Annotated in this window: 15 protein-coding genes; 9 read left to right on the top strand and 6 right to left on the bottom strand. The window is 44.3% G+C overall.

The window, feature by feature from the left end; translation table 11 throughout:
* Positions 1–203: 203 nt before the first annotated feature.
* Together KHN78_RS20005 and lamB are read right to left on the bottom strand one after the other, a co-directional pair.
* Positions 204–1037 carry a MalM family protein gene (locus KHN78_RS20005; RefSeq protein WP_211918438.1) on the bottom strand — a complete coding sequence of 278 codons (834 nt, stop codon included), beginning with the start codon at positions 1035–1037 and terminating at the stop codon, positions 204–206.
* A gap of 157 nt (positions 1038–1194) precedes the next feature.
* Complete coding sequence (gene lamB, locus KHN78_RS20000; RefSeq protein ID WP_211918436.1) at positions 1195–2415, bottom strand: maltoporin LamB; 1221 nt, start codon at positions 2413–2415, stop codon at positions 1195–1197.
* A 444-nt stretch (positions 2416–2859) separates the two neighbouring features.
* On the opposite strand from lamB, the gene glgX reads away from it, so the two are divergent.
* The 4 genes from glgX (at position 2860) to KHN78_RS19980 (ending at position 8892) form a co-directional block, all read left to right on the top strand.
* On the top strand, positions 2860–4815 hold the full coding sequence (gene glgX / locus KHN78_RS19995) for a glycogen debranching protein GlgX (protein ID WP_211918434.1): 1956 nt from the start codon (positions 2860–2862) through the stop codon (positions 4813–4815).
* A 174-nt stretch (positions 4816–4989) separates the two neighbouring features.
* Complete coding sequence (locus tag KHN78_RS19990; protein ID WP_211918432.1) at positions 4990–6768, top strand: diguanylate cyclase domain-containing protein; 1779 nt, start codon at positions 4990–4992, stop codon at positions 6766–6768.
* 313 nt (positions 6769–7081) lie between these two features.
* Positions 7082–7711, top strand: coding sequence for a recombinase family protein (locus KHN78_RS19985; protein ID WP_211918430.1), 630 nt, complete (start codon positions 7082–7084; stop codon positions 7709–7711).
* Positions 7708–8892, top strand: coding sequence for a multidrug effflux MFS transporter (locus tag KHN78_RS19980; protein ID WP_211918428.1), 1185 nt, complete (start codon positions 7708–7710; stop codon positions 8890–8892). Before KHN78_RS19985 ends, KHN78_RS19980 begins: the two co-directional genes overlap by 4 nt.
* Positions 8893–8971: 79 nt before the next feature.
* Here KHN78_RS19980 and KHN78_RS19975 read toward each other — a convergent pair whose 3' ends face one another.
* Complete coding sequence (locus KHN78_RS19975; protein WP_211918426.1) at positions 8972–11002, bottom strand: TonB-dependent receptor domain-containing protein; 2031 nt, start codon at positions 11000–11002, stop codon at positions 8972–8974.
* A 137-nt stretch (positions 11003–11139) separates the two neighbouring features.
* Positions 11140–12078 carry a LysR family transcriptional regulator gene (locus tag KHN78_RS19970; protein WP_211918424.1) on the bottom strand — a complete coding sequence of 313 codons (939 nt, stop codon included), beginning with the start codon at positions 12076–12078 and terminating at the stop codon, positions 11140–11142.
* A gap of 234 nt (positions 12079–12312) precedes the next feature.
* Between KHN78_RS19970 and KHN78_RS19965 the strand changes: the two genes are divergently transcribed.
* From KHN78_RS19965 to KHN78_RS19945, 5 genes are all read left to right on the top strand, one after another.
* Positions 12313–13233, top strand: coding sequence for a siderophore ABC transporter substrate-binding protein (locus KHN78_RS19965; protein WP_211918422.1), 921 nt, complete (start codon positions 12313–12315; stop codon positions 13231–13233).
* 91 nt (positions 13234–13324) lie between these two features.
* Positions 13325–14281, top strand: coding sequence for an ABC transporter permease (locus KHN78_RS19960; protein WP_211918420.1), 957 nt, complete (start codon positions 13325–13327; stop codon positions 14279–14281).
* Positions 14274–15224 carry an iron chelate uptake ABC transporter family permease subunit gene (locus KHN78_RS19955; RefSeq protein ID WP_211918418.1) on the top strand — a complete coding sequence of 317 codons (951 nt, stop codon included), beginning with the start codon at positions 14274–14276 and terminating at the stop codon, positions 15222–15224. The genes KHN78_RS19960 and KHN78_RS19955 overlap by 8 nt, the downstream gene beginning before the upstream one ends.
* 11 nt (positions 15225–15235) lie before the next feature.
* The gene (locus KHN78_RS19950) at positions 15236–15997 is read left to right on the top strand and encodes an ABC transporter ATP-binding protein (protein ID WP_211918415.1); all 762 of its coding nucleotides are present in this window, start codon (positions 15236–15238) and stop codon (positions 15995–15997) included.
* 180 nt (positions 15998–16177) lie between these two features.
* Positions 16178–16780 (top strand): TetR/AcrR family transcriptional regulator, encoded by a 603-nt coding sequence (locus KHN78_RS19945; RefSeq protein ID WP_211918413.1) that lies wholly within the window; start codon positions 16178–16180, stop codon positions 16778–16780.
* 95 nt (positions 16781–16875) lie between these two features.
* Here the strand turns inward: KHN78_RS19945 and KHN78_RS19940 are convergent, their stop codons facing one another.
* Both KHN78_RS19940 and KHN78_RS19935 read right to left on the bottom strand, forming a co-directional pair.
* The gene (locus KHN78_RS19940; RefSeq protein ID WP_211918412.1) at positions 16876–18408 is read right to left on the bottom strand and encodes an MFS transporter; all 1533 of its coding nucleotides are present in this window, start codon (positions 18406–18408) and stop codon (positions 16876–16878) included.
* Between the two features lie 5 nt (positions 18409–18413).
* Positions 18414–19427 (bottom strand): HlyD family secretion protein, encoded by a 1014-nt coding sequence (locus KHN78_RS19935; RefSeq protein WP_211918411.1) that lies wholly within the window; start codon positions 19425–19427, stop codon positions 18414–18416.
* Between the last annotated feature and the right edge of the window lie 319 nt (positions 19428–19746).

Genomic DNA, 19746 nt, shown 5'->3' with positions numbered 1-19746 from the left:
ACCCCAACATATTTTTTATGAAGGGGTTAATAATTAAAAACAAACTTCAAATAACAAAATGGAATATTATTTACATTTAGAAAGCACTATTGAGTACGACGAACCATCATCTTTAAACTCTAAACATGAATGAGATAATATGTAAAAAAGACAACTAAATGCACAATAAAAAGCCGACTTTCTTAGTCGGCTTTTTTAATTAACTATTTGCTATTTACTGCTTTCACAAAGACTTCTTGCGCACCCTTAATACCCAGAGCTTTCGCTTCATCAAGTAAGCTCAATGCTTTAGGGATATCATCCGCTTTTACTGCTGCTTTGATTGCATTGTGGTAGTAAGTTTGTGTCTCTGGCTGTACTGATTCCACAGTTTTAGCTGCGGCAGGCACTGCTGCTGGCTCACTGTTTGAAGATCCAATTGAGAAGAAACCTACACGGTCAATCGAAACTTCGATTTTTCCAGTCATACCGTTTGGAATTGGAATGTCTTTTACTTCAGGTAGGTAGTTACCTCTTCCCTCAGCGTCAAGACGCGCTGGGTGGATCACATCGGTATAACCGCCCAATTCTGATTTATCGGTATAAACAATCAAATAAACCGAGTCTAAACCGACGGGTGGGAAGAAATCATTTTCCGCAACTAAGCGGTTGCCTAAATTTAAACGAGGCTTGGTGTATTCGAAGTTTTCTTTACCGTAATTTTCTATTTCTTTGCCATTTTTATCAACAATGATCGCTCGTGGAACAAAAGCCGTATCATCAATCATGCTTGTGATAGTAAGGGCAAACTCACCACGATCGGCAGGCAGTTCAAATACCGCAACAGGGCTATCAATATTGCCAAAATTAAGAACTTGGCTTTGAGAGGTAATATCCACAATCGCAGAGCTCGGTAGCTTCATTTTTACTGCTTGTAGCTCTGAAATCACGCTAACTTGTTGTGCATGCTGAGCTACGGGAACTTGTTCAATTATTTCTGTAGATTGGCAGCCAGCTAATGCAACACATCCACTTAACATAAGGGCACGAAAATACATTCTTTTTCCTTCTAATTATTTTTCTAAAGGTTTTGAGGCATTGAAGCATATTAGTTTGAGTTTTACTAAACGTCTAACTTTTCTAAAACTCTTAGAAAAATAGCCGACAGATGTCGGCTATTAATACAGGACAGCTAATGATTATGAACTTAATCTATTACCACCAAGCTTCTGCTTGAATACCGAATACAAATTCAGTGTCGTCACCATTAAACACTTTGTCGTTTTCAGTGTCTAAGTGGTATGTACCGTACACACGTAGTTCAGGACGAGCCCAGAAGCTATCACCCATCGCCCAAGCTTGAGCAACTGTAAATTTAGCGTTACCGAAATCTTCTTTCGCTAAACCACCTTCAGCAATGCGCTCACCTGCGTTGTAACCCGCTTCAAATACTGTACGCATTGTGTCGTTCCACTTGTACATTGGACGTACAACTACAGAGTATTGGTCGATATCAAAGTTCTTAGTTGTGTAAGTACCTGCATCTTCACCACCAATGTCACTACCTGATAGGTAAGCCAATTGGTGACCCATTTCCCAGCTTTCAGCTAGGTTAACAACACCCCAGTTTAGCAAACGGAACCCTGATGCATCGTTAAACGCTTCTGTTCCACGTGCGTAGTATGCGCCTGCGCCCCAGAAGTTCGCCGCTTGCACACCGTAACCATTTGTACCGTATTGAAGTACCGTTTGGTTAAAGCCATTGCTTAGGCCTTGATGAACGATCGCTGTAGCTAACACACCGTCATCAGCTTTTTCTTTCGCATCATTTGAATCTGTTGCAAAGTTATATGCCATTGCTAGTTCAAGAGAAGCATTCTCCCAAAGACCGATGTTTGCTAAACGAGCATCAAAGATATAGCCAGTAGAATCACTATGGTCACCATCTTGGATAAGTGCTAGAGACAGTTTTTGGTCACCAATCGATAGGTTTTCGATACCACCACCAGTACCAGAAGTGTTTAGGTAGTAAAAGTCTGTAATGTGAATATCTTTACGTTGGTAGTATGTCTTACCTGCCCACATTGTTGCTTCTTTATCAGCAGCAATCAGGCCTTTCGCTTTAACCGCAAATTGTGCAACGTTGAAGTCGCCATCTTCCCAGCCACCCGCGCCGTCAGCACCAGATGCAATCATTGATTCCAAACGCCACGTTTGGTCGCCCGTTTTTAGATCTTCTGCAAAGCCAAACTCGTAGTAGTTGTCGCTCTCATTACCTAGACGACCAACACCATTTTTATTAACCGACATATCGCCATTGCCGTTACCACTAATACCAGTACCAGCACGGAAGTAACCATTAAAGTCTACTGCGAAAGCAGAACCAGCAGCCAAAGTTGCAGCAACAGCAGCAGCAATTACACTTACTTTTTTCATTCTTAACTCCATTAAGGGTATTTATAATTCTGTCTTCCCTGCTCGCTGCTTTAGGCGAATATAGGCAGTAAAAACGCGCCTAAAGAAAGAGAGGTAAGATGGGAACAAGTCCCCGTTTGTTTCAACGGTTTTGAGATTACCCGAGGCGTATAAGTATGACTTCCTCCGCCCTAAACTAATTTAAGGGGGATGAGAAGGGATGAGAAAAATTACAGTATGGCGTTTTTTCGAGTCAGATCACTAATAAGGGGAGGAATTAGTAAGTTTATTCAAGTTTCAATCGCTACAAAGTGATATATATTTCATATTTCTGACTCAAAATGGTCACTTAAAGAAATTAAATTACATTCACATTTTTTGAATTAAGGTGGTTGACCTTAGTAAGACAAAGTTTTTTACTTATAGTTTCTTAATTCGAACAATAAATATTAAAAAAGTACTCTGATGACTCGACACGGCTCTCGCCCATATCCTCTCGGCGCCACATTAACTAAGGATGGCTGCAATTTCGCTATCCACGCTCCGAGCACGAAAGATATTCAGCTTGCACTGTTTTCTGACAATGGCAGCTATTCGCTGCACGACTTACCAGGAGACGATGCGGGCATCCGTCACACGTTTATCCCAGACATTCAACCGGGACAAGAATATGGCTATGTGGTCAGCCATCACGACGAACAACTACTTATCTCTGACCCTTACGCCAAATCCATCAACAAAGCTCTCCATTATCATCCTCCGTTCTCTCCTGCCAAAAGCTTCAATATGCCAAAATGTGTTGTGATAGACGACAGCTTCGATTGGCAAGAAACGGAACATCCTCGCATCCCACGCGAAGAAATGGTGCTTTTTGAAACTCATGTTAAAGGTTTGACTCAGCAGAATGCTGAAGTCGAAGATGCCATTAAAGGTCGCTACCTTGGCCTTGTGTCCCCTCAAATGCTGGCCTTTTACAAGCAGCAGAACATTAACACACTTCAGTTATTGCCTGTTGCCGCGTGTATGCACGAGCCTCATCTCCTAAAAATGGATAAGGTCAATTACTGGGGCTATAACCCATACTTGTTTATGGTGCCAGACCCTCGTTATGCAGAAAATGACGCAGTTACTGAGCTGAAAACGACGATTCGAGAACTGCACAGAAATGGTATCGAAGTTATTCTCGATGTGGTGTACAACCACACTGCGGAGGGGGGAGATGGCCCAACAACATTCAACTTAAAAGCGCTCGATCCCCGCTTCTACATCAAACACGGTCAACATTTTGCGAACTTTACCGGCTGTGGCAATACGGTGGACCTCACCTATCAACCAGCGCTCAATCTCGTGATGGACACGCTTCGCTATTGGGTGAGTGAGTTTAAGGTCGATGGTTTCCGTTTTGATTTAGCCGCAACACTTGGCCGCCAAGGTGATGATTACAACCCAGAAGCGGCGTTTTTCAAAGCTGTCGCACAAGATCCTGTTTTAAAAGAAACCAAGCTGATTGCTGAACCTTGGGACATTGGACCGAATGGCTATCAAGTCGGAAATTTCCCTTTTGGTTGGAATGAATGCAATGACAAATTACGCGATATTTCACGCAGCTTCTGGCGAGGAGACCAAGGGTATCTAAAAGAGTTCGCGACCCGCCTCATGGGCTCTCGTGACATCTACAGCGCCGCAAACTGGCCTTACAAGCTGACCGTCAATTACATTACCTATCATGACGGTTTCACACTGCAAGACTTAGTGTCTTACAAAAACAAACACAATGAAGCCAATGGCGAACAAAATCGCGATGGCCACGGTGACAATCGCTCAGAGAACTATGGTGTTGAAGGTGACACTGAGAATTTGATGATCATCGCGACGCGAGAAAAGCAGAAACGCAACTTCATGGCGAGTCTGCTGTTTGCCTTTGGTATTCCGCACATCCTTACTGCTGATATTCTTTCTCATAGCCAAGAAGGGAATAACAACGCTTACTGCCAAGATAACGAAACCAGCTGGTTAAACTGGTCTGATACCGAGCGTAAGCAGCACTTTAGAACGTGGATGGCGCAGATGGTTGCCAATCGTAATCAATATATGGTGCCATTCATTCGTGCATTCAGTGGGGAATATCGGAACAATAACCGCATATTTTGGCATCGCATTGATGGCACACTCATGGAACATGATGATTGGAACCGACTAAGCTCAGTGGCACTGCATCTCGGCATTGGTAAAGACGGGCAAGAACTAGTTTACTTGATTAACCAAACAAATGCACCTGCACGATTCAAACTACCGAATGATCGCAACCAACAATGGGTCACAATTTGTGATACCAACGTACGCAACTTAAACCCAGGCCATGCCAAAGGAGAAGTGTTGCTGTCACCAACTTCAATGGCGATTCTGCATTTTCAACCCTAGCGTGTCTCGAACTTCCTACCTCAAATGACCAATTCACAAGCCCTAAATTCCATAGGGCTTGTGAAACAAAGCGAAAAAACTCAATTATGTGGCACACCATTCGCATTGATGTAACCATGAAACTCATCTACTATTGCTCGCTAAAATTATAATATCTTACAAACGAATTGGTACATGGCTTTCCCTAGATTCTTGATCCGCTATACGCGACCTTACCTATTACTTCTCGGTGGCTTCATTCTCTATTCTTCTTACGAACAGTTAAGCGATTCAGAAGCGGTGGTTTACCGACAATCACAAACCAATATAATTACCGCCAAAAGGCTGGTTAAATCACAAATTGAAGCCGCATACGCCAAGCTTTTTTTATTAGAAGCGGCACTAAAATCCAGTAACGAAAACCCGAACAAAAAAGCCTTTACCGACGTCAGTAATAGTATCGTCGAGTTCTCCCCTCAATATTCTGCGGTGCTCTACTCTACGGATAACCAAGAGAAAGCATTCTTTCCTGATGGCGACATTGCGCTTCAAGATACGTCGAAGTTGCATTGGCACAAACTAAATACCATTAGCGAACGTTTTTACCTTTCTTCTTTGTATCAAAATACCGATAAACGCTGGGTATTTGCCTTAAAGTACGTTGACCCATCTGTCTCAACACACCTATGGTTGGAGTTTGATCTTCTTCATACCACACAGCAACTTCGTGATTTGAAAACACTTAATGATGGCTACATATTTGTTGTCGACAGAGATACCGGACGCTTAGTTTTCCATCCAGATCCTAACCGAGTGGGCGATACCTCAGTCAGCTATCATGGAGGAATTAGCGACAAAGTGCACAACGGTCAACTAGTTGGCAAACACGAATACTATTATCAAGGTGATTATAAAGTTTCGGTATTCGACGCTGAAAATAGAATGGATTGGGTCTATGTATCGGGAACAGACCGAGCGGACATTATTAATAATAATTATCCTCTTGGGCTAATTGCCGCTTTAATTATGTCACTGCTCGCACTCTCTTCTGGCGTGCATTACCTAACTAACCAGCTACATCGTTCACTATCGAGGCTGAATAATGTCAACAACGTGGGTGAATTTAGAGATCAAATTAAGCGAGTCCTCAACCGATTTTGTTACCACAATGGCATCCAACTGTGCTTGTACGATGGCATGAATCACGGGATTTACACGCTCGACTATCATGGCAATCGAAGACTAGCATTGGTTGATAAATCCTATGCGTCGCGTTTTGATTCAACAAATCCCACTCATAGCCAAGTATTGAATCAAGATGATCTCATTCAAAAGCTAAAAATTAGTCGAAAAAACTACAGTATGCCATTGTTTGATGGTAGCGAGCTGATGGCGGTGCTTTACATCAGCTATCAAACACCACCAAACAAATATGTATTAAACCTGATCCAGAATTATGCTCAAACAACCTTAGTAAATCTTCGTCTCCGTGAGCGCTTACGTCATCAAGATCCTGTTACCCAACTGGAAAATAAAACCGGTTTGGCAACGCATATCGCTCGTGAACTCGGAGAGAATGAACGCTTTGTTGCAACCGTCGATATCGACAACTTTAGCCGTATTAACGAAATTTATGGCTATCCTGTGGGTGATCTCATCATTAAGCAAACTGCGAATGTACTGCGAGATAGCTTCCCTAAACCAATGGGAATTTGCGTTGCCCGAACCGGAGGTGATGAATTTACCTTACTCTTTAAGGCAGGCAGCCTTAGTGAAGCTCAAAAGCAACTCGAACACTTTAAAGATGAGCTAAAAAATGACTGGATTTCAATGGGAGATGGCAACATCAAATTCACCGTCAGCATCGGTGTGACGGGCTTAGAAAACAATTATCATCATACTCTTGCTCAAATAGATAAAGCCATGATGCAAGCAAAACGACTCGGAAAGAATCGCGTTTGTTGTGTTGAGTAACCTCAACGTTCCACTCCAGTTTCAAAACTCAAATCTCGGGCCAGAATGAACAGCAATCTGGCCCTATCTTTTTCGATGACACGCCACTCTCCATCTCACCCACTCTCCATCTCACCCACACTCCCATCCTCCCGACCATCCACCCTCAGGCTCGCTAACCAACTGTCGGAATCACTAATCCGCGCTCGCACAACACATTGATTAAGTGCCCTTACTCCGTTTATTTATTCATCACCATTGTGGTTGTTCGTTAATCACTGTATATTTATGACCCATAACCTCAAATGAACCTACAACAAAGAAATCTCCAAAAATGACCACTTACCTCTACACCCGATATTCTCCCAAGAACAGGGCTTATCAAGAGCACCTCGAAGCACTAAAAACGCTCGCGCCAACAGCTCAACATTTTGAGGATCAATTACGTGCTTGCGTTCCACCTGAAGAACGTGAAGCTTTTCAAAAATTACTCCACATCGTTTGTCCTGGAGACACCGTTATCATTTGGTGGCTGACGGTTTTTGGTCGTGATTTCAGTCAGGCATTCAATACAATTACAGCCTTACTAGATAAGGGAATAACGCTAAAAACCGTTTGTGAGCCACTCACTTTTGAGCCCGATTCAGAACAAACTCAAACCTTATTAGCGCTACTCTCTGGATACGGTAAAGTGCAAACCCAACATCGATTATTCGCGGCGGAGCAAGGCCGAAAAGCCATAAAAGAACAGCCAAATATGTGGCAGAAAAAGTTCAGAGGCCGACCTGCAGATAAAGAGAAACATCAACAGATCGCCACACTGCTTCTTGAGGGGCACACTTTAAAAAGCGTGGCAGAACAATGCGACGTCAGTCTATCAACCGTTAAGCGAGTCAAAACGAAATTGAATGAATACGATGATGAGGGAAGCCTACGCCGTCGTGGTGATGGTGAAAAATCATGAGCCGCCCTATCGACTTTAAGACCATTTTGCTGGCTTGCTTGATTATCAGCGTTGGACAACTGAGTATGGGATTGGTGTTTCCATCACTGCCTTGGATAGCCAAAGATTTCCATATTTCACTGGACCAAGCACAATTATTAGTAAGTATTTACTTACTTGGATTCGGCCCGTCTCAGTTTATTTACGGCCCCATCTCTGATGCGCTAGGGCGTAAAAAAGTATTGCTTGCAGGGCTGTTAATTGCCATGTCGGGTCTGTTGGTGATCATATTTTTCAGCCATACCTTTACTGGCATGGTGATTGGACGACTCCTGCAAGGCTTAGGAACGGGCTGTTGCGCGGTACTGGCTAGGGCCTCAACTCGAGATCGCTTTAGCGGCCCAGAGCTACCCATCGCTATGTCTTATATTGCGATGGCAGCATCGATTACTCCGCTCGTTGCTCCCGTTTTAGGTGGTTTTATCAACTTCCATTTTGGCTGGAGTATGGTGTTTATTTCACTGTTAGGCTACGTCTCATTGGCATGGGTAATCATTGCCCTACGTTTTCAAGAAACGGTTGCTCAATCTAGCTCAATCCCTTCGCCTAAAAAAATGCTTCTGCATTATCGTGACTTGCTAACATCACGCTACTTTATGAGCTTTGCCAGTATCAGTTGGCTTAACTTCAGTTTGATGATCACCACGGTTTCCGTCATGCCCTTTATCATGCAAAACCAAATCGGCATGACATCCGATGAATACGCAATGTGGGCGATCATTCCTGCTCTTGGAATGTTAGCGGGTACTAGCCTTTGCAATCGCGTACGTCCGATCATCGGTAGTAAGAAGATGTTGTTAGTCACGCCAGTTTTACACTTGATTGCAGCAATTTGGTTGTTTTTATGCCCTATTGAACCATTGTATTTAATGTTAGGGCAATTACTGATGATATTGGGTAACGGCATCGCCCTACCGTGTGCGCAAGCAATGGTTATGCAGCCTTATAAAAAACAAGCGGGCGCAGCTGCAGCGATGTCAGGTGGTGGACAAATGGTGGTTTCATCCATGGTCAGTATGGCGCTGGTTCAATTGGGGCTTAGTGAAGCGTGGCATCTATCTATTGTTATCGTGCTCTTTGCCGCGGTCACTCTAGCTAATATTCTGCGTGGCTTCTCTTCGGAGCAACCCGTAGAGCAATAAACAATTGTTTTCAAAAACAAAAAAAGGCGTTGCAGAGTACACTGCAACGCCAGCTTTCAAATTAATCTCTCAACAGAATTTAGAAGTCTGCGGTCATACCTACATAGTACGTACGCGGCGCTTCAACATAACCAATGTTCTCAAGCTCTTTTGAAACACGTTCATCCGTTAAGTTCGTGATACCAGCACGAATACGTAGCGCATCGTTCACATGGTAAACCGTACCAAGATCCATCGTCGTGTAAGCATCTTGTGTCAGTTCAGAATCGATCTTACGATCGCCACGGTATCGAGCACTCGCAAATAGATTTAAATCTTGCGTCGCATACCAGTTTACTCGTGCAAACGCAGAGTGCTTGTAACGCTCGTTAAGCTCTTCACCTGTAGACTTATCTTCGGTATCTAAGAATGTGTAGTTACCCGATAGTTCCCATGCTTCAGCAAGCTGAACATTACCCGATAACTCCACACCTTGAATCACAGCTTTAGACACGTTTTGGTATGATTTGTAAGGGTCTGAGATTTCACGATCAACGAGGCTACCATCTTCGTTCACACAGCTCATCTTACTGCTCGACCAAGTACCCACTTTACAGCTGATGTCCGTCTGTTCAATCAAGTTTTCAATTTCGTTACGGAATACCGCACTTTCAACATTCCAGTTACGGCCACTGTAGAGCGCAGATAACTCATAGTTAATGCTGGTTTCCGCTTCTAGGTCAGCGTTACCAACAATATTACAGTTACCTTTACAGCTGCTCAGCAAGAAATCTGGGTGGTTTTGAGTCATGGTTGGCGCTTTAAATGCCTTACCCACACCACCTTTCAGCACTAGTGCATCTGTTGTTTGATGAACTAGATATACACGCGGGCTGAACTCTTCGCCATAGCGTTCATGCTTATCTAAACGACCACCGATGGTTGCCGTTAGTGTATCGGTCATTTCCCACTGGTCTTGAACAAACACTGCGCCTTGATATGCATCAGCTTTACCACCCTTGATGTTTTCTGGGTTAGTTAACTCACTTGTTTGGTAATCCACACCGAATGTGACGGTATGGCTATCACCAAGATAAGTCGTTGCAGACGCTTCAAAAATTTGAGTCACTTCTTCGATAGAATCTGCGCCGTCGTTTGCGGCTTCTTTGTTCTCTACGTTTTCACGTGAGTAACGAACTTGCGTATCACCCCAAGCCCACATGCCTGTATGAGAAAGCGCCTGACTGTTACGTTTTACACGCGATTCTGAATAAAGCACCGTAGTGGCACTCTCTGCTGCGGTATCACGTTCATCATCGCTGTAACCTAAATCCAAGTCGATGAACTGATTGTCAGCAAGATGCCATGAAAGACTACCAAACAAAGCCAAACTATCACGACCTTCTAACGCCGTCACATCTGAGCGATCAAATTCCTTACCTTTCACACTCTTAATGCCTGAGTATGGTTGCCACGCGTTGCGGCTAGTTTGAGATGCAGAGAATCGCGCGAATAACGTATCTTCAATCAACGCACCAGAGGTGGTTAGGCCAACCGTATACTCTTGACCACCGTTCCCATCGTTTGGTGTGGTATTGTCTAAGCTCAGTTGTGAGCTCCAATCATTGCTTGGTGACTTAGTGATGATGTTGATCGTGCCGCCCATACCATCTGAACCGTAAAGTGCCGACATAGGACCACGGATGATCTCAACGCGCTCAATAGAATCCATTGGGATTGCAGATAGGTCAAAGTCGTTACCACGTACGATGGCACTTGCTGAACTCATACGACGACCATTCACCATGATCAGCGTATATTTTGAATCCATACCACGGATCGAGATTTGTTGACGGCCCGCACGAGTGCTATCGAAATCCGACTCCACGCTGGTTGCGTTCGATACGATATCGGCCAACGTGATACCCGGGTCATTTTCAATATCTTCTGCCGTGATAACCGAAATCGAAGCTGGAGCGTCTTTCAACTCCATTTGAGTACGAGTTGCTGTTACCACCAGCTGCTCATCGGTTTCGATAGGCGCTGTATCAGCAAAGACAGAAAAAGAAGTACATAGCGCACCGATAACCACTGCTAATGGTTTGCGTGCAAATGGAGTTGTCTTCGACATGGTGATCCTACAAAGCTTTAATGTGATTTATAATGATAATGGTTCGCATTAAATATTCTTTGTTTGGTAAAGACAAGCAGCCAAACATTCACTTACGTTATTACCACTATACGCAAAGTGAATACTTGATTTATTGGTCATTCAGGTTCAACTGAACCATAAATTTCCTTAAAAAGTGACTTAACCCAGTTGCACATTGGATCGTTGTGATAACGTTTATGCCAATATAAGTACACCGCCTCCTCATTCATACGAATTGCTTTAGGCACGGTTTTCGTGATCAGTTTGCGTCCCTGACACGCATCCTCAGCAAACGGTGTAGGTAAATGGAAAATAACATCCGTTTGTTCAGCAATCGCCGGCGCCGCATTGAAGTTTGAAAGCTGAACAGGAATGGATAATTGACGTTTTTTATCTACGACACCAAGCTCAACAAAGCGATGATAAATCGACAGCGTTTTTCCGCCTTGCAGAGAGATTTGACCAAAGTTGCAATCCAGCAGCATTTCCACCGTTAGCTCATCCACATGCGCAAGTGGGTGCGCCTCACTCATCAAGAATCGATAGTCGCGATTGGCAATTTTCATACGGTACAAATTTTGTTCAGAGCTAGGTGGCTCGGCCGTTGAGAGCACAAAATGCACATCCCCTGCAATCAGTGCATCAAAGTGCCTTTTAGGAACGGAATCAATGTCGACGATCATGCTTGGTGCCTCTTCACGTATCCGCGACACAATGCTTGGCAATAAGAAAATCACTTGAGGAACCAAGCCGTAAAAACGAATGGTGCCGTTGCTCTTTTCAGGCACAAAAGATTGCCCGTACATCAATTTTTCAAGCCCTGTCAGAACCGTATTTAGATCTTGTTTGATCACCTCTGCTTTTGGGGTCAATTCATACCCATGAGCCGTTCTCACTAACAGCTCATCATTGAATAAATTTCTCAGCTTCTGCAAAGATCGGCTGACGGATGGCTGACTCATATCGAGAGACACCGCAGTGTTGGAAACGTGTTTTTCTTCCAATAGATGTTTAAGAATAAACAACAAGTTCAAATCGACTTGAGCTAAATTCATTTTTTGAATACTCACTATTCTGTAAATTCTGTTGCTGCATATAGCGTATCTGTTAATGTGTCTGCAATCAATAATCATTCTTATTTTGATTTAAATTAAAATAAGTTAGACTGCAACACACTATTCTCGCGCTCTATCATTTTTGAAGACATTTTGGCGAGTTAACAATACGCAGCTATCGAGACGATTCTCTCGAATGGGTAATACTTCCCGAAAGACCTTTTGGAAATCTCTATGTTTGGTAAAACTTTTCTTCGAGCAGCAACAGGAACCTTGCTATTGACTCTCGCTCCAATGGGAGCCATGGCTAAAACCTATCAACACAGCCTAGGTACAGTAGACATCGACGGCGTACCACAACGTGTTGTTGTACTGGGTTACGGCAGCTTAGATTATGTGGATGCATTAGGCATTACACCCGTTGGTATGCCTAAATCACTGCTTCCAAAGTCACTAGAAAAATTCAACGTCGACGCCTTTGTAAATACGGGCAGCGTAAAAGAAGTGAATTTCGAAACGCTATTCACATTAAAGCCGGATTTGATCATCGCTGAAGGCCGCATGGCAGACATCTATAAAGATCTCAGTGACATCGCGCCAACTTACATGTTCCGTATCGACACCACAGATTACTGGAAAACCACACAAGAACACTGGCGTACTCTGGGTGATATCTTTGATAAAGAAGAGCAAGCAGAGCAGCTAATTGAAGATGTTCAAGACCAAATTGATCACCTGCACGCCAAGGTGAAAGTGCAACCACCACGCGCACTGACCGTATCAAACAGCGGCAATAGCCTAGCAATGTTTGGAACGAACAGCCGATTTTCATTCATCTACGAAGAAGCAGGCTTTAAGACATCAACATCAGAAAACGTAGAATCTGTCGCACGCACTCATGGCAACTTGATCTCATTCGAATACATTGCTGATGCACAGCCAGAAGTATTGCTGATCCTAGACCGCGAACAGGCAATTGGCCAAAGCAACGGCAAAGCAAAAGCGTTATTCGATAATGACCTTGTTAAATCGACGCCAGCGGCGAAAAACGACCGCGTGTTGTTTATGGACCCGGCAGCTTGGTACTTGACCTCTGGTGGGTACCAGTCCACACAAACCATGATTAAAGATCTGAACCAAGTCATTGAAAACTAATAGACACGGTTCAATCTCATACTAAAAGATGACCTTTCCCGCTTCACGGCGCGAAAGGTCATTGTTGTTTTTATCTAGCTATAACCACACCATGAAATTACATCATATCTTGGCTTTTTTATTGCTCGTCGTCCTCGCTAGCGCCTCTTTGCTGGTTGGAGTCGCGAACGTTTCCCTCTCGCAAATTTTGGCTGGTGACAGTCATAGTTTGAACATCCTATTAGTCAGCCGCTTACCACGTTTACTTGCCATCATTTTGGCCGGTGCAGGGCTGAGTATTGCTGGTCTTATCATGCAGCAAATCGTACAAAACCGCTTCGCCGCCCCCTCCACTACCGGTACGGTCGACTGGGCGATGTTTGGCTATATCATGGCGCTGATTTTGTTTTCTGACATGAGCAGTTGGGTACACTTGCTGACCATTTTCGGCTTCTCTGTTTTGGGTACCATCATCTTCGTTCGCTTTCTACAACGCTTAAAGTTTAAGAACACGGTATTAGTCCCGCTGATAGGCATTATGTACGGCAACGTAGTGTCTTCCATGACAACATTTGTCGCCTACAAATACGACCTCGTACAAACCCTTGGCTCTTGGACAGTTGCGAACTTTGCGTCTGTTTTGCGTGGTAACTACGAGTTCTTGTACCTTGCTCTACCAGTTTCTGTACTGGCTTACGCTTACGCTAACCGCTTTAGTGCCGCGAGTGTGGGTGAGAGCTTCGCGAAAAACATCGGTCTTAACTACCAACGTATCGTTTTGATTGGCGTCATTCTTGTGGCCGTGCTGTCATCATCAGTCGTGATGATCGTCGGTATGATTCCATTCCTAGGTCTGATTGTACCTAACCTAGTCTCTCTCTTTATCGGGGATAACATGCGACGCAACCTACCTTGGACAGCGTACGCCGGTATTATTTTGGTCCTCGCTTGTGACATCTTAGGTCGTCTCATCATCTTCCCTTACGAGATTCCAATTTCGATGATCATCAGCATCTTGGGCGGTTCTATTTTCATTTACCTAGTACTGAGAGACAAATCGAATGCGTGATTCTATGAAAGTTATTCTGCTCGCAATCGCAGCAGTTTTGATTTGTGCAGTGTTTATTGGCAAGGGCTTAACACCAGATAATTACCAGTTTTTCTTGTCGCGACGCATTCCGAAAGTACTGGCGATTGTGTTGGCAGCCATGGCGATAGCTTCGTCATCGTTGATTTTCCAAACCATCACCAACAACCGAATTTTAACCCCATCGATTCTGGGTTTTGACTCGATGTACGTAATGATTCAAGTGCTGCTTGTCGTAACCTTTGGTGGCTTAAGTGCACTTGTCATCAATAGCAAGCTCAATTTTGTATTGTCGACAGGCATCATGATTGTGTGTGCGATGACGCTGTTCAGCTTCTACTTCCGAGGCCGTCAGCGCAACATCTTCACCCTGCTATTGATTGGTATTGTACTGAGCAGTTTGTTCAACAGTGTGACCGGTTTTTTCACCATGATCACTGACCCAGATGAGTTCACTTTCATCCAAAGCTCAATGTTTGCGAGCTTCAATAACATCAACAGTGAATTAGTGTACTGGTGCGTGGTGCCAATGGTCTTGTGTGGTGCGTACCTCATGTCTATCGCTCACAAATTAGACGTCATGTGGCTTGGTGTCGACAACGCAAAAAGCCTCGGCGTCGATACCCATAAACTGACTATGCAAGTCATGTTCATCATCACTTTGATGGTGTCTATCTCGACCGCTTTGATTGGCCCAATCTTATTTTTTGGTTTGATCGTTGTCGCACTGACACGTCAAATTTTCACTGGCTTCCAGCACCGCTTATTGATCGTTGCAAGCTCTGTGTTATCGGTTGTACTGCTGTCCGGCGGTCAATGGGTGGTAGAAAACCTGTTCGATTTCGATACCACCATCAGCGTTATTATCAACTTTATCGGCGGCGGCTACTTCTTGCTTCTGCTTATGAAAAACAAATTCGATTAAGGGTTTATCACATGATCCGTATTCAAGGTCTTAGCAAAAAATACAACGAAAAATACGTGGTAAAAAACGCAGATGCCCTTTTCCCACTTGGTAAAGTAACCAGCATTATCGGTCCTAACGGCGCAGGTAAAAGTACCCTACTGTCTATGGCAAGCCGACTCACCGAAAGTGATGCTGGTACCGTGGTGATTGGTGACAAGCCTCTTGACCAATGGAACACAGAAGATTTGGCAAAACGCCTCTCGGTGCTGCGTCAATCGAACAACATCAACATGCGCTTTACTGTGCGTGACTTAGTGGCATTTGGTCGCTTCCCATACTCACAAGGTCGTCTGACAGAAGATGACCATCGCATCATTGAAGAATCGATGCAACATCTGGAAATCGACCATTTGAAAGATCGCTTTATCGACCAACTGTCGGGCGGGCAACGTCAAATGGCATTTATTGCAATGGTAGTGGCACAAGATACTGACTACATATTCTTAGATGAGCCACTGAACAACCTCGACATCAAACACTCAGTCGACATCATGAGCACGCTGCGCAAACTCGCCGAGATGAAGAACAAAGCCATCGTGATTGTGATTCATGACATCAACTTTGCTTCTTGTTATTCCGACCACATCGTTGCAATGAAGCTCGGTGAAGTCATCAAAGCAGGCACCGTTGAAGAAGTGATTGATGCCGATGTACTGAGCGACATCTACGAAATCCCATTCATCGTGCAAGAAATTGATGGCAATCGTATTTCGTTGTACTACCGACGTTAGATCACCCAATCTGATTTCAAAGGCGGCCTTGTGTCGCCTTTTTTGTTTTTATTTCGCTATTTCACAATAATTTCGCTATTTCACAATATAAGTCAGAAAATCAAACTTTCGAATCTTTTATAATGATACTGTACAGGACAGTGTTATTTAGTTGGACAGTATCATTTAGTGGATAACGTTATGCGCGCATCGACAGAAAAGAAAAGAACTCGGATCATTGAAGTCGCTACCGAACTGTTTATTGAGCAGGGGTACAAGGACACGTCTCTCGATCAAATCGTCGCAATTTGTGGTGGTTCAAAGCAAACCTTATACCGTTACTTTTCCAATAAAGAAGGATTGTTTGTTGAGGTGCTTGCACATAATACTAAGACCAGCTTGGAGTCGGTTTTTCAACTAGCCGGTAAACAAAATGAGCCGTTAAAAGAAACCTTAGAAGACTTCGCTAAAAAGTATCTACGCGGCATTTGTTCCAATCCTCTCTTATCGCTTTATCGCATCGTATCAGCTGACTTCAACAAGCACGATTTGATACCTAATCAATTTTGGCAAACCGGACCACAGCGCATTCACCAATACTTAATAGAGTTTCTAAAAACCGACAGGGTCAGCCAGCAACTTATCATCGACGATGCCGATTTAGCGTGTGATCAGCTACTCGCGTTGATCAAATTGGATTACCAGAACATGGCGTTAATGGGCTTTGAATTCTTAAGCGACGAGAGATTAGAAGCGCATACCCAAAAAGCGGTGGCGGCATTCCTTAAACTGTATCAGCAATAAACGCATAATACACAGAAACAAGAAATACACCCATACAAGTAAGGGAGCCCATCGGCTCCCTTCTCTATTTTACTGTTTAGTTATCTTACTTAGCTTCAGTGGGCTTCTTGCTTTGCTGCTAGCTTCTTACCAATCAATAGGATTGACGCTAGAGCAAAAATAGAGACAATGAACATCAATAGCGAATTATTCAGTGCTAATGTCGTCGCCTGTTCTTTAACGACCGCACTAATTTGGCTCATGCCCAACGCAGGGTTAGGCAAACGCCCGTGAGTGAGAATGGCGTTACTTAATGCCTGTTCGTAAGCCGCAAACACATGGTTAGAACCATCCAGTGTTCGCCCGATTTCGCCCGATGCTTGCGCGCTGTGGTTTTGGATCACACGAGAGAAAAATGCACCACCAATCACCCCGCCCATGGTTCGGAACAGATAGAAATTGGCAATGCCCTCTAAACGCTGCCCCACTTGGAAATACATCAACACAGCAATCGTGACCGACACATTCAACAAGCCCACACCAAAACCGCGCAGTAGCATTGGAATGGGTAATGATTCTGTACCAACAAAGCTCGGCAGTTGGCTGAACTCGTAGACCGACAGCAGAATCATCAATACGCCAAAAGGCACCACCGCATCCGCTAGAGGACGACGAAAGTAATACACCAGCACACTCACCAGCATGCCGGCCAACATGGCGCAAAACGATGGCAATTGCGCATAACCCACATTGAGACTGTCATAGTGCATTGCCATTTTTAGGAAGTTAGCAAACAGCACCGTACTGGCCATCACTGCAAAACCCGCAAGAAAGGCGTTGTACATAAACACATTGGTTTTCAGTTTGCCGTGCAATTGCATTGATGCTGTATTCAAGTGACGTGTTTTTACCAACTGGTACACCGCGAACAAAACGAGGGCCGCCGCAACCGAAGAAGCCTGTACAAACCAGTTTGAGTCCAACCAGTTGTAGTAGCTGCCACGCATCAAGAGGAACACCACTAAACTCATTGTTAAGGCGAGCACGAGGTACACCGAACCCGCCGATTTTGCCTTTGCTTCTATCTTAACCGGTTGCGGTTTATATAAACTGACCATCACCAAGGCCGAGAAATACAACCAAGCTGACGCTGCGCAGAGCAATGTCCAGTCAAATACTTCGACGATCTCAGCCACCAGCCAAGGGTAAGCACCCATTGGTAGCAGCGTCGAAAAAATGAGTGTCAGCGCAATAATGGCTGGCAACCATCGTTGTGCAAATGTGTTGAGTAGATAGAGATTCACCACCACCAATAACATGCTCATGAAAAATCCACTAACAAGCCAGGTTAACGTGAACACTAGCGCATGTTGACCTGCCCAATAGAGCGTGAGGTTCGTCCCCAAGCCTACCAATAACGCCGCGTTCAATGGCAATGAGGTGCCAAGTTTACGCACCAAAAATGGGGTAAGCATAAACCCCAAGACTTGAGTGATCATAAAACCGATTTTAACCAATTCGACTTCATCTCCGGACAAGCCAGATGCTGCCGCCATCTCATGAGACAATTCAGTAAACATCACGGAATTAATCCCAAAAGCCGCAATGGCGAACAAAGCGATAATCAGCAAGGGTGAACGATTATTCATGACAATTAACCTTGCTTAGTCGTCTCTATTGAAACTTCAGCCGACAAGCCAGGGTAAACGCGCTGTTTGAGTTCGTTAGGAATATCTAACTCAATACGCACTGGTACACGCTGCACCACTTTAACGAAGTTACCGGTCGCATTTTGCGGAGGCAGTAAGCTAAATTGCGCCCCTGTAGCCGGAGTAATGGAAGACACCCGACCGTGCAGCGGATGATCCGGGAACATGTCTAGCACTACTCCCACTTCTTGCCCTTGGCGGACGTTCTCCAATTGAGTCTCTTTGAAGTTGGCTTCAATCCAAACGTAATCTGGTACCATTACAATCAAGCCCATGCCCGGTTGAACAAACTTACCCACTTGCACTTGTCTGTCTGCCACATAACCATCAAATGGCGCACGAACGATGGTTCTTTCCAGTGCGATATTGACCAACCTCAGATTCGCTTCCGCTTGCTTACGTTGCGCAGTCAATTGCATCTTTTCTGTGACTAACGCATCAAGTTGCTTCTGTTCTGCCGTCAGTGCAAGCTTGGCCGTTTCTAGGTTGCTACTCGCTTCAATAGAACGCGTTCTTTGCGCTTCAAATTGGGTTTTACTCACCGACTGCTTTTGCACCAAGCGTGAAAGACGTTTGAATTCCGCTGCTTGGTGCTCCGCGTTTGCGCTCGCACCGTGAATACCTTGCTTCGCCTGCTCGATCTTCACTAACTGCATTTCCGTCTTGGTTTGGTTTGCGGCCAGTCCAGCTTTCGCTACATCTAACGCTGCTTTTGCGATCTCTTGATTGGCAATAAAGTCTTCATCATCAATCGAAAACAGTGGCGTGCCTTTGGCTACCCACTGGTTATCTTCAACAAAAAGCTGGCTTACCTGCCCACCGACTTCTGGAGAAATCGCTGTCACATCCGAGTGAACATAAGCGTTATCCGTTGTGACTGTATTGGGTTGGTACAACGCACAACCCGCAGCAAACAGCGAACCTACAATAAGCGCCAATGCGATGACTTTCTTCTTCATTTTTAAAACCTGATTGGATGACTTTCACAAACTGTACTGTACCGTACAGTTTTAGTAAAGAGCAATTGATCCTCTGAGCATAAAAAGATCATTAGGGATGGCTAAAGTACTTGTTTCTATTTGCTATTCTTTATTGGCGATTTGCTCGATGTAGCAATAGGAACTCAAAGTGATCAACGTCGCATGAAGAAAATGGACTTGCGCTCACAGGTATTCCTTTTTCAGGGTAATGTCAGAATGATGTAAAACTTATTTCTCAACAAAAAATAATACTAGCGCGAACTCATTTTCCTCGATTATGATTCGCGCCCCTTAATCT

Origin of the sequence: Vibrio sp. B1REV9 (genome assembly GCF_905175395.2) — a bacterium.
Classification (GTDB): Bacteria; Pseudomonadota; Gammaproteobacteria; order Enterobacterales; family Vibrionaceae; genus Vibrio; species Vibrio alfacsensis.
This window is presented reverse-complemented; position numbering and strand designations above follow the sequence as displayed.

Excerpts from the sequence above, each read along its gene's own strand:
- KHN78_RS20005 (WP_211918438.1), bottom strand. The coding sequence starts at position 1,037 with ATGTATTTTCGTGCCCTTATGTTAAGTGGATGTGTTGCATTAGCTGGC.
- lamB (WP_211918436.1), bottom strand. The coding sequence starts at position 2,415 with ATGAAAAAAGTAAGTGTAATTGCTGCTGCTGTTGCTGCAACTTTGGCT.
- glgX (WP_211918434.1), top strand. The coding sequence starts at position 2,860 with ATGACTCGACACGGCTCTCGCCCATATCCTCTCGGCGCCACATTAACT.
- KHN78_RS19990 (WP_211918432.1), top strand. The coding sequence starts at position 4,990 with ATGGCTTTCCCTAGATTCTTGATCCGCTATACGCGACCTTACCTATTA.
- KHN78_RS19985 (WP_211918430.1), top strand. The coding sequence starts at position 7,082 with ATGACCACTTACCTCTACACCCGATATTCTCCCAAGAACAGGGCTTAT.
- KHN78_RS19980 (WP_211918428.1), top strand. The coding sequence starts at position 7,708 with ATGAGCCGCCCTATCGACTTTAAGACCATTTTGCTGGCTTGCTTGATT.
- KHN78_RS19975 (WP_211918426.1), bottom strand. The coding sequence starts at position 11,002 with ATGTCGAAGACAACTCCATTTGCACGCAAACCATTAGCAGTGGTTATC.
- KHN78_RS19970 (WP_211918424.1), bottom strand. The coding sequence starts at position 12,078 with ATGAATTTAGCTCAAGTCGATTTGAACTTGTTGTTTATTCTTAAACAT.
- KHN78_RS19965 (WP_211918422.1), top strand. The coding sequence starts at position 12,313 with ATGTTTGGTAAAACTTTTCTTCGAGCAGCAACAGGAACCTTGCTATTG.
- KHN78_RS19960 (WP_211918420.1), top strand. The coding sequence starts at position 13,325 with ATGAAATTACATCATATCTTGGCTTTTTTATTGCTCGTCGTCCTCGCT.
- KHN78_RS19955 (WP_211918418.1), top strand. The coding sequence starts at position 14,274 with ATGCGTGATTCTATGAAAGTTATTCTGCTCGCAATCGCAGCAGTTTTG.
- KHN78_RS19950 (WP_211918415.1), top strand. The coding sequence starts at position 15,236 with ATGATCCGTATTCAAGGTCTTAGCAAAAAATACAACGAAAAATACGTG.
- KHN78_RS19945 (WP_211918413.1), top strand. The coding sequence starts at position 16,178 with ATGCGCGCATCGACAGAAAAGAAAAGAACTCGGATCATTGAAGTCGCT.
- KHN78_RS19940 (WP_211918412.1), bottom strand. The coding sequence starts at position 18,408 with ATGAATAATCGTTCACCCTTGCTGATTATCGCTTTGTTCGCCATTGCG.
- KHN78_RS19935 (WP_211918411.1), bottom strand. The coding sequence starts at position 19,427 with ATGAAGAAGAAAGTCATCGCATTGGCGCTTATTGTAGGTTCGCTGTTT.